Consider the following 10000-nt stretch of genomic DNA (forward strand, 5'->3'; position numbering starts at 1 on the left):
CCCCCGTTGCCCAGATAGCTCAGTCGGTAGAGCAGCGGATTGAAAATCCGCGTGTCGGTGGTTCGATTCCGCCTCTGGGCACCATAAATTTTGTGATGTGGTTGCTTCGCAATCTTGTCACCCGGTTTAGGTTGCCGCTTTAGCTCAGTTGGTAGAGCAACTGACTTGTAATCAGTAGGTCATCCGTTCGACTCGGATAAGCGGCACCATCCTATTTGCCCAGATAGCTCAGTCGGTAGAGCAGCGGATTGAAAATCCGCGTGTCGGTGGTTCGATTCCGCCTCTGGGCACCATAAAAAACAAAAAGCCCGTCCTTGTGACGGGCTTTTTGTTTTGTGTCATTCACCGACTTCATAATTCAAAAGCCTGTTCAGCTTTGTTTAAACCCCCAGGCCTGAAAATGCTCGGGCTGAATGTCGCTAAAACACTTTAAGCGGCTTTCGGCCTGATCGTATTCAGCTCTGTGCCAGTGATGTTCCGCGGGTAAAGCCACTACTTTCATACCTGCCGCCTTGGCGGCAGTTAAACCTGTGACTGAATCTTCAAACACCAGGCAATGCTCTGAAGCAACACCAAGCTTGCTGGCGGCTAAATGGTAAATTTCTGGCTTGGGTTTGCCCTGTGTAACCAGCTCAATAGAGCAAAGTGCCTGAAAATAATGGCGAATTTGTAGTTTATCCAGCACGGTATTCATCAGCGAACCTGGTGAGTTGGTGGCCAAGGCTACCGGAATTTGCCAGTTTTGCAGTTGTAGCAACAACTCAAGTACGCCTTTTTTAACCACACCACGTTCGAGTACTGCTGCAGCCACGTAATCAATAACAGCTTGTTCGGCTTGTTCAATGCTCATGCCTTGCCATGGCGAATGTTGAAACCAAAGTTCAGTCACAGCTCTGGTGCTCATGCCGCTGGTTTGTGAGGTGATAGCCGGATCCAGCTTTACCCCTAACTGACGAAATACATGCTGTTCGGCTTCAGCCCAATAAGGTTCAGAATCAATCAGTACCCCATCCATATCAAAAATAACTGCCTGAACCACCTGCTTGCTCCTTCTGTGCTGTATCAGGCTTTATTATTCAACAGCTGTGGCTGCTCTACCACTGCTTTATTAAGCTGGACCTATCAAATTCTCTGCTTAGCTTTGTTTTTGCGATGAAGTGCAAAGAAGCAGATTGGAGTACGTCGTCAATTGTTCTATGGTAGAGCGTTATCATTTAGGAAAGGATACTGTAGTGCGCCTGCTTTTCGCCTTGTCTACGTCTACTTTGTTAAGTCTCAGCCTGTTAGCGGCAGAACCTGAGGTTCCATCCTCTGTAAGCTATCAATTGTCTTTTGATAATGTGGTGCACCATGAGGCGGCTATTCAGGTACGGTTTGACGCTGTCAACTCCACCCATTTAGTACTGAGTATGAGCAGCGCATCGCCAGGTCGTTATGCTCCTCATGCTTTTGCCAAAAACATCTACGACCTTAAAGCGATGGACAGCACAGGTAAAGCCTTGCCACTGCAGCGGATCAGTCCAAGCCAATGGTCTGTAGCGCAACACGATGGTACTGTCATTGTTCAGTATAGGCTTTATGGTGATTGGGGTGATGGTACCTATAACCAGATAGATCGGACTCATGCCCACCTCAACATGCCTGCTACTTTGTTGTTTGCCGAAAACTACGCTAAGCACCCTGCCACTTTGCGTTTCAAGTTGCCGGATGCAAACTGGAAAGTAGCAACTCAGCTGCAGTTGCAAGCGGATGGCAGCTACATTGCGCCAGACTTGCAGTATCTGATGGACAGCCCGGTGGAATTGAGTGCTTTTAGCCAACGCAGCTGGAAAGTTGCAGATCAGCAGTCGGAAGCCACTATTCATCTGGTTTTGCATCATCAGGGTACAGAACAACAACTGGATAGCTTTACCGAAAAAGCCAAAGCCGTAGTGGCTGAACAGCAAAAGATATTTGGTGAGTATCCAAAGTTTGATTATGGCCAGTATGTGTTTATTGCTGACTATCTGCCTTATGTCGATGGTGATGGTATGGAACATCGCAATTCCACTATTCTGACCGATGAGCGTTCATTGAAGGAGGCGGACTATGCGCAGATTGAAACCCTGTCCCACGAGTTCTTTCATGCCTGGAACGTAGAACGCTTGCGTCCGGCCGATTTAGAACCCTTTGATTTTCAACGAGCCAATATGAGCCGTAACTTATGGTTTGCTGAAGGTGTGACCAACTATTACGGCAAACTGACGTTAAGCCGCACCGGACATTTTGAGTTGCAGGCCTATCTGGACAAAGTGGTCACGGCACTGAATAAAGTGCAGTATTCTCCGGGGCGACAGTTTTTCCCTGCCACAGGTATGAGTGAGCTGGCGCCTTTTGTGGATGCGGCAGTCTCCGTAGATCCCACCAACTACGCCAACAGCTTTATCTCTTATTACACCTATGGTGAAGTAATAGGATTAGCCTTAGATCTGACCTTAAGAACAGAGTTTGAAGGACTGAGTCTGGACCTGCTGATGCGTCAGCTCTGGCTTGAGTTTGGTAAAACCGGCATCCCTTACACTGAACAGGATTTAGAACAGGCTTTAGCAAAACTGACGAACAATCCTGCTTTTGCCCGCAGCTTCTTCAGCCGGTTTATTCAGGGACAGGAATTGCCTGACTTTGCAGCTTTATTTGCTGAAATGGGCTTACAGCTAACTCAGGCTAAACCTAAGCAGGCGTTTTTAACTTCTGCCACTTTGCTGGAGCAAAACAAACAGCTCAAAGTCGACAGCAATACCTTAATTGGCAGCCCTTTGTATCAGGCTGGCGTTGATAAGGGCGATCTGCTGTTAAAACTGGGGCGCACTAAGCTGAAATCAAAAAAGCAGTGGGACAAAGCGTTAGCTCAGTACAAAGTGGGTGATACTGCAGAACTGAGCTTTAGCAGTCGTGGTAAAACCTATACCACTCAAGTGACTTTTGCTGCTGATCCGGCTTTGATGCTGACTGAACTTAAAGATGCGACTCAAAAGCAGCTGCACCGCCGTCAGTTGTGGCTGGGATCGTTATCTAACACGTAAGTTTCGCCCCAGTGTTTCAGTAACATCACGACCTCGTTTAAGCTCTGACCTTTAGGGCTTAAACGATATTCAACTTTAGGCGGTACTTCAGGATACACAGTACGCAGAACTAAGCCATCCTGCTCCAACTCTCTCAACTGACGGGTCAACATTCGCTGGGTGACTCTGGGCAGCAGACGTGCCAGTTGATTAAACCGCAACTCACCATTTTGTAAGTGATACAGGATCACTCCTTTCCACTTGCCACCAATCAATTCAAGGGCGGCTTCCACACCACAATCGGTGGCGGTATTACGCTGTTCTATTTTTGTTCTCATGGTATACAAAATGTGTGTAAGGCACAGATTTGTGCATTCTTACGTGTTTTGTTGGCAAAGGCTATAGTGGATTCTGGCTTTTTAACAGGACCGAATTATGTACTCTGTGAATGCGTTTTGTGTCGATGAAAACCTGCCGCTGCATTGGCGTCGGCAGGCACTTGAACTGGCTGCTCCTTCTGATCAGCAATTGCTGGTCAAGCTGGAAGCCAGTGCGCTTAATCCGGTTGATATTAAAGTACTGAGCCAGCTCAAAACCGGACAACAAGCTGCTGTGCTGGGGTGGGACGCCGTCGGCGTTGTAGTGGCGAAAGGCGATTTAGTAACCAACATTAAACTGGGTGATCGCATCTGGTACATGGGGCAGTTGAGTGTTTCCGGTGCGCAGGCCAGCCATCAACTGGTGGATCAACGACTGGTTGCCAAAGCTCCGGCAAACTGGGATGCGGTGCAATCTGCGGCTTTACCGTTAACGGCTTTAACAGCCTGGGAGCTACTCACGGAAAAACTGGGTTACCGGCCTTATGCTTCTGAAATAAATTCAACCCGGCCATTATTGCTGATTAACGGTGCCGGTGGCGTAGGCTCTGTGTTATTGCAGTTATGCCGCTTATGGCAGATTGATGTTACAGCGACAGCAAGCAGAGCCGAAAGTCAGGCCTGGTGCAGGTCTATGGGAGCAACTCAGGTTATACCGCATCAAGCTTTGGCTGCGCTAAACCCACATCAGTTTCCCGCTATTGTCTGCGCCCATGATACCGATAGTTATTTTGATGAAATGGCCAGGCTGGTTGCGCCTTCAGGTTGTATTGTTGCGTTATCCAGCGCAAAACAACCTCATGCTATTCAGCTGCTAATGGATAAAAGTGCCAGTTTCAGCTGGGAGTTTGTATTCAGTAAAACCAAATACCAAACGCCTGATATGGCGCAACAAGGCAAAGTATTGCAACAACTGAGTGTGTTGGCAGAGCAGGGGCTAATCCAAAGTACAACCAGCACAGTACTCGCCGGGCTTTCCCCTGAAACAATGGCCCACGCCTGGCAGCTGCAAGCCAGTCAGCAGCTGACAGGTAAATTAGTCATTGATCACCGGCTTTGCAGTGACTGAGCCAGTTTCACTACGGCCTGAATTTGCAGGCCTTTGCGATTGGCATAGTTCGCATCTGTATAACCCCACCAGTCCCAGCAGGCTTGTGGGTTCATCGGCATCAGGTTGGATGCCCGGGTTTGTGGATACAGCACCACTATATTGTTGCTGTCGGCATAGCGGTTAAATCCGGCTTTTTCGACATAGGCCATACCAACAGCCTCCGCATGCTGGTTACAACCATGAAAGCTGATGTGCAAACTGCAGCTTTGGCCTTGCTCACAGTTTTTGGGTACATAAACATAACCTTGTTCAGCCATAGTATCAGCCAGATCGCCAGCTATTGTTTGCTGCTCAATAGGGTAGACTTTACCGTCGCTGGTGTTGGAAGGTGCTTTTAAACCGGCTTGAATAAACTTCAGTGCTTCTCCTGCCGCATCGTAATTACACTTGCCCAGGAAGGGGGCTTCAGACGTATCGCAGGCGCTGCCTTCGGCTAGAGTTGGCATATGGTGAGCGAAGTTTTTATCCTGCACATAACTCAGTTGTGCTGCCGGTAACCACTGCTGGTACTGCTGATGGAGCGCATCAGCCACTTCTTTACTGATCTTTTGATCGGCAGTGCCGTGCAACAACCAGATTTTGCTTTGCTTAATTTGAGCTTCTGATGCCAACAAACCTTGTACAGACCAGTCTTTGAGCTGCTTATTGATGTCGGCCAAAGGGATAGGGCTGCCGACTTTATTAATACAGTGATCCAGCGCCGTCATTAAATTATTCTGCGCACAATACACTGGCCCGGCGGCCACTATAGCCGCACCTTTGACCCAATCGGCATGGGCAAGCTGGAACTGCGCTGCCATGTAACCACCGCTGGATAAACCTGAGACTGTAGTCTGGTCTAAATTCAGCTTTAACGCAGGCACAGCATATACCGAACTGCTGAATAAAAATGCTATGGAGGATAAAACGAAAGGCGCCATCATAGTTTTCATCTGAACTGTCCTTTTAAAAGCTAAGAAGTCACTTATTCTGGGCTCTTTCAAGATTGCGGGCTATAGCACTAAGGTACAGTGAGCTGCAGTGACAGAAATAAAAAGATCCGGCAAAGCAGTGATACAATCTGCCATATAAGCCGTATGATGAAAGCATCTCGTTGTGGGTAGAAATAAATGATGTTATCCAACACCAATGAACTGTTAATTCTGGGTTGTGGTCATTCAGAATCCGATACTTTGTTTAATAACAACGCATTGGTCACTAACGATAAAGGTAAATTGCTGATTGACTGTGGCTACACCATCAAACCTGCGTTGCAGGCCCAGGGGTTAACACTGAAGGATATAGATGCCGTTTTTATTACCCATGTGCACGCAGATCATATGTTTGGACTGGAGCGGCTTGCGAATGAAGGGCGCTATAAATATCGCAAAAAGGCCCGGCTGATGTTGCATCATGAGTTATACGACGAGTTATGGCATCAGTGTTTAAAAGGGGTGCTGGGTAAAAATGGCGAAGGAGAAAATGAACTCTCTGATTATTTCGACCTGGTGTTGTTGCATAACGAGGAGTTTGAGCTCTTTGGCAATCAGTACCAACTGCATCGAGTCAGTCATACGCCGGGTAAAGTGTGCTTTGGTGTACTGATTAATCAGTCGGTGTTTTACTCAGGTGACACAGTGGCAGTGCCGGAACTGCTAATGCAGCTTAATCCGGAGCTGATTTTTCACGATGTCACATTAACTGAATACAACCCTGTGCATGCCTCTGTGCATTCGCTTATCCGTCTGTACCCGGAAGCACTGCGTAAAAAAACCTATTTAATGAGTTATGAGGATCACTGGCCAAAATATCAGCCGATGGTCGATCAGCATTTTGCTGGTTTTGCCAGGCAAGGACAGCGGGTGCAATTGAGTAAAAAATCTCAGACGGATGCAGCTCAATGCTGAGTCACTAGGAGTGGTATGTATTATGTGATTTCGATAGGGTCCAATATTCAGCCGGAGCAACATGTTGCTGCCGCAATAAGCCTATTGGCGCGAGACTTTGGTTCATTGTATCTGTATCAACGTGTTTATACTCAGGCTGAGCTGGTTGAATCCAATAACGTATTTGTAAATTCGGTGTTGGTGCTAAACACAGAGCTCTCTGCCACAGCATTAAAAGAAGCGCTTTGTCGTATTGAAGAGCAACTTGGGCGGGATCGAAGCGACCCAAAACGTAGTGTAAAAGATCGCACTTGTGATTTGGACATCCTAAGCTGCCTGCAGCAATGGTCTGATGATTGGATAACGCAACTGACCGAGTCTTACCTGCAACAAGTATTCGACCCAGTCAGTAAACAAGCGCCTATCCAGTTGGGGTATCAGTTATTTTCCGAGCGACCGGCCGCCATCTATTTTCAGGCTCAAACCGGTGACAAATTTATTCTCGACCAAAAACCTGACGCCCTGATAAATTGGCTCGAAACCAGCTTCCTGCGCAATTAAGGTTTGTTGCATCACCTGCTGTTTTTCGCTGTTGCTATGCTCTGGCAAAAACATAATAGGACCGGGCTGAATGCTGTTCACTCTGATCCTGGGCGCATAAGCTTTAGCCGCTGACTTCATTAAATTCTCCAATCCGGCCTTGGTGCTGCAATAGAGCGAGAAGGCCGGGTTGGGGTTTTCACTATAAATATCGGTGATATGCACTATTAAGCCGCCACCTTCTGTGGCGGCTATTTGTGGCGCCAGCTGCTGATTTAATAAAGCAGGTAGCTGCATATGTACTGCGAATAACGCCTGATAAAAACTTATAGGATCTTCACAATGAAGCTGATCTTTTTCAAATAAAGAAGCGTTATGTATTAACAGATCTATGCTGTTTTGCTGTTGCAACTTATGAACCGCTGCCATGACGGAGTCCGGCGACTGATAATCCACTACGAGTTGTGTCAGATACTGCTGTTCTGTATTAGCTTGTCGGGTCAGACCAAATACCTGATATCCCTCTGCACTGAGTTTCTCCGCCAGATAAGCACCAAGGCGGCGGCTTGTGCCTGTGATTACTGCTGTTTTCATTAACAAACCCCATTCATTGATTTGCAGACATATACGCCAGTCAGCTGTTTTAGTTCATTGACCTGATTACGCAGCAGCAAAGCGGAACAGTTGAATTATTTTTCACTAAAATTTGGCAGAAAGTCATTCTGTTATCAATACTTAGTCCAGTATTACATCCCTCCAAGGACTCATTATGAATCTGCACAGTATAAGAGTTAAAAGCAGTTTACCTATGCTTATTCTGGCTCTAACCTTATTAATCGTTGTCTCTATGTTTAGCTATCTGTCGGGGTTACAAAAAAACGCTCTGGCGATACAGGCGGATAATTTCCTTCAGGCAATCTCTGTAGTGTTAAACGCGGACAGAGATTTGTATCAGGCCAAGCTGGCGACCACCATGCATTTAAGTAAGCAGGGAGACAGCGCAGCGCTTGAAGCAGACGTGGAGGAAAACGCACAACAAGTTAAACAAAGGTTTTCAGATTATCTGAAATTTTTAAAGAACTATCCTGATGTCCAGCAGCAATTCTCAGAGTTTGAGCAGGATTATCAGTTGTGGTACCAAAGCGCTTTAGCTTTGCTGGAGGCAAGTAAAACGGGCAGCGCGGCAGCAGAGTTGATTGCTGAAGAGCAAAAACAGTTTGCAGCTTTGCGCCATGTATTAGATCAAGCCGGTGAAGCAGCATTGAATAAATCTGTGAGCGAGCAACAAATATTGACCTCTGAGATCAGTTTTTTTCAAAATACCACCTACAGCATTACGGCTATTATCTTGTTAATTGCTGGCTGGTTTAGCTACAGCGTACCTAAGTCGCTTACAACCCAAATTAATACCCTAACAGAGCGCTTGTCTGAAATTGCCTCAGGCGATGGTGATTTAACAGCACGGCTGGACACCAACTCACAGGATGAATTTGCGGCACTGGCTGCGCAGTTTAATGGCTTTGTAGCGAATTTATGTCAACTGATAGCCTCAGTGTTGCAGCAGGCGGCTCAGCTAAGCAAGCTGACACAGGTTTTGTCCGAATCTGCGATTAAAACCAATGACATCACCAGATCCTTAAACGTGGCTTCAGACTCTATCGTCAGTGCTGTGCACGAAATGACGCTGGCCAATAAAGAAATGGCGCAAGTAGCGACAGATTCAGCACACGAAGCGGATGAGGCAAAAATGAGTGCAGAGCGTGGTCTGGTGGTCGTGACCAGCGTGACGCAAAGTATGGCAAACTTGACCAGGGACGTGGACAAAGCTTTGGCTTGCTCCGGTGAGTTGGAAAATAGCTCTGAAAATATAGCCTCTGTATTGGATGTCATACGTGGAATAGCTGAACAAACTAATTTATTGGCATTAAATGCAGCTATTGAAGCAGCCAGGGCTGGGGAGCAGGGCAGAGGTTTTGCCGTAGTGGCTGATGAAGTGCGCACTTTGGCTTCCCGGACTCAGCAAAGCACTAACCATATTCAGGAAATGATTCAGGCACTGCAAAGTCGGGTGAATGAAGCTGCGACGGCGATTAACAGCGGCAAAACTAATGCTGATTTAACAGTTAGCAGTTTTTCGCAGGCCGAACAGGTATTCCGTCAGTTACAACAATCCTCTATTAAGGTCAATGATATGGCGACTCAAACGGCATCTGCGACCGAGGAGCAGGCTTTGGTATCCGAGGAAATTACCAAAAACTTATATGCTTTACATGATCAGGCCAGTGCTGCAGGCGATATTGCTAAGGACAATGATCGTTTGTCGAATGAAATTCGTCAGTTATCTGATACCTTGTTTGGCTTAGTAGGCAAATTTAAAATCAGTTAGCAGAATGTAAAAAGATGGGATTGCCAAAGGGCACGTTTTTGCATAAGCTGCGTGCCCTTTTTAATTTTGCCACTTGTGGCTGGCGTTATCTGGCCTCATGATCGTTTTTAAGTTCTCAGGCCTGATGTTAAAGGTAGGTAAGTATGTCAAAGGCAGTAATTTTAGTCATGGATAGCTTTGGGATTGGTAGTGCGCCCGATGCTGAAAAATTCGGTGACGTCGGCGCCAATACCTTTGCCAGCATCAGCAAAGCATTTTTTCGTGCCAAAGGTCGTAAGTTGCATCTGCCCAATCTGTCCAGTTTAGGTTTGGTCAAAGCCGGTTTTGCTGCCAGTGGTGAAATGGCATTGGTCGAAGATAGTCCAACCCTGGTCGGTAGTTACGGTTATGCCCGCGAGCTCTCCAGCGGTAAAGACACCCCAAGTGGACATTGGGAAATTGCCGGTGTGCCTGTGTTATTTGACTGGGGCTATTTCCACGATAAACAAAATAGCTTTCCTGCTGAACTGATTGACGAGTTAGTCCGCCGTACCGGTGTGCCTGGAATTTTAGGCAATTGCCACGCTTCAGGCACTGATATTCTGGTGAAGCTGGGTGATGAACATGTCAAAACCGGCAAACCTATTTGTTATACCTCGGCGGACAGTGTGTTTCAGGTGGCAGCTCATGAAGAACATTTT

The 10000-nt window shown here is 46.9% G+C and carries 9 protein-coding genes, 3 tRNA genes and 1 pseudogene; 9 read left to right on the forward strand and 4 right to left on the reverse strand.

What is annotated here, in order from left to right; genetic code table 11:
- The first annotated feature begins 8 nt into the window (after positions 1-8).
- The 3 genes from LDL40_RS18090 (at position 9) to LDL40_RS18100 (ending at position 293) form a co-directional block, all read left to right on the forward strand.
- Positions 9-84, forward strand: a tRNA-Phe gene (locus LDL40_RS18090).
- 49 nt (positions 85-133) lie between these two features.
- Positions 134-209: transfer RNA gene (locus LDL40_RS18095), tRNA-Thr, on the forward strand.
- 8 nt (positions 210-217) lie between these two features.
- Positions 218-293: transfer RNA gene (locus tag LDL40_RS18100), tRNA-Phe, on the forward strand.
- A gap of 77 nt (positions 294-370) precedes the next feature.
- Here the strand turns inward: LDL40_RS18100 and hxpB are convergent.
- A complete protein-coding gene (gene hxpB / locus LDL40_RS18105; protein WP_300996875.1) occupies positions 371-1039 on the reverse strand; it encodes a hexitol phosphatase HxpB in 669 nt (222 codons plus the stop codon).
- Positions 1040-1172: 133 nt separating this feature from the next.
- Between hxpB and LDL40_RS18110 the strand changes: the two genes are divergently transcribed.
- Positions 1173-3062, forward strand: a complete 1890-nt coding sequence (locus tag LDL40_RS18110; RefSeq protein WP_300996876.1) for a M61 family metallopeptidase — start codon at positions 1173-1175, stop codon at positions 3060-3062.
- On the opposite strand, the gene LDL40_RS18115 is transcribed toward LDL40_RS18110, so the two are convergent.
- Positions 3029-3379 carry a helix-turn-helix domain-containing protein gene (locus LDL40_RS18115; protein WP_300996877.1) on the reverse strand — a complete coding sequence of 117 codons (351 nt, stop codon included), beginning with the start codon at positions 3377-3379 and terminating at the stop codon, positions 3029-3031. The genes LDL40_RS18110 and LDL40_RS18115 overlap by 34 nt on opposite strands.
- 97 nt (positions 3380-3476) lie before the next feature.
- Between LDL40_RS18115 and LDL40_RS18120 the strand changes: the two genes are divergently transcribed.
- Complete coding sequence (locus LDL40_RS18120; protein WP_300996878.1) at positions 3477-4487, forward strand: zinc-binding dehydrogenase; 1011 nt, start codon at positions 3477-3479, stop codon at positions 4485-4487.
- Here LDL40_RS18120 and LDL40_RS18125 read toward each other — a convergent pair.
- Positions 4466-5461, reverse strand: coding sequence for a PHB depolymerase family esterase (locus LDL40_RS18125; RefSeq protein ID WP_300996879.1), 996 nt, complete (start codon positions 5459-5461; stop codon positions 4466-4468). The two genes, LDL40_RS18120 and LDL40_RS18125, sit on opposite strands and share 22 nt — an antisense overlap.
- 177 nt (positions 5462-5638) lie before the next feature.
- Between LDL40_RS18125 and LDL40_RS18130 the strand changes: the two genes are divergently transcribed.
- Together LDL40_RS18130 and folK are read left to right on the forward strand one after the other, a co-directional pair.
- Positions 5639-6415, forward strand: a complete 777-nt coding sequence (locus LDL40_RS18130) for an MBL fold metallo-hydrolase (RefSeq protein ID WP_300996880.1) — start codon at positions 5639-5641, stop codon at positions 6413-6415.
- 15 nt (positions 6416-6430) lie between these two features.
- Complete coding sequence (folK, locus tag LDL40_RS18135; protein ID WP_300996881.1) at positions 6431-6955, forward strand: 2-amino-4-hydroxy-6-hydroxymethyldihydropteridine diphosphokinase; 525 nt, start codon at positions 6431-6433, stop codon at positions 6953-6955.
- Here folK and LDL40_RS18140 read toward each other — a convergent pair.
- Positions 6836-7528 carry an SDR family NAD(P)-dependent oxidoreductase gene (locus tag LDL40_RS18140; RefSeq protein WP_300996882.1) on the reverse strand — a complete coding sequence of 231 codons (693 nt, stop codon included), beginning with the start codon at positions 7526-7528 and terminating at the stop codon, positions 6836-6838. The genes folK and LDL40_RS18140 overlap by 120 nt on opposite strands.
- A gap of 175 nt (positions 7529-7703) precedes the next feature.
- Between LDL40_RS18140 and LDL40_RS18145 the strand changes: the two genes are divergently transcribed.
- Both LDL40_RS18145 and LDL40_RS18150 read left to right on the forward strand, forming a co-directional pair.
- Positions 7704-9320 carry a methyl-accepting chemotaxis protein gene (locus LDL40_RS18145; protein ID WP_300996883.1) on the forward strand — a complete coding sequence of 539 codons (1617 nt, stop codon included), beginning with the start codon at positions 7704-7706 and terminating at the stop codon, positions 9318-9320.
- Between the two features lie 143 nt (positions 9321-9463).
- Positions 9464-10000, forward strand: a pseudogene (locus LDL40_RS18150) (phosphopentomutase); the annotation flags it as partial.

Origin of the sequence: Rheinheimera sp., from assembly GCF_020217005.1 — a bacterium.
In the GTDB taxonomy this organism is placed as follows: domain Bacteria; phylum Pseudomonadota; class Gammaproteobacteria; order Enterobacterales; family Alteromonadaceae; genus Pararheinheimera.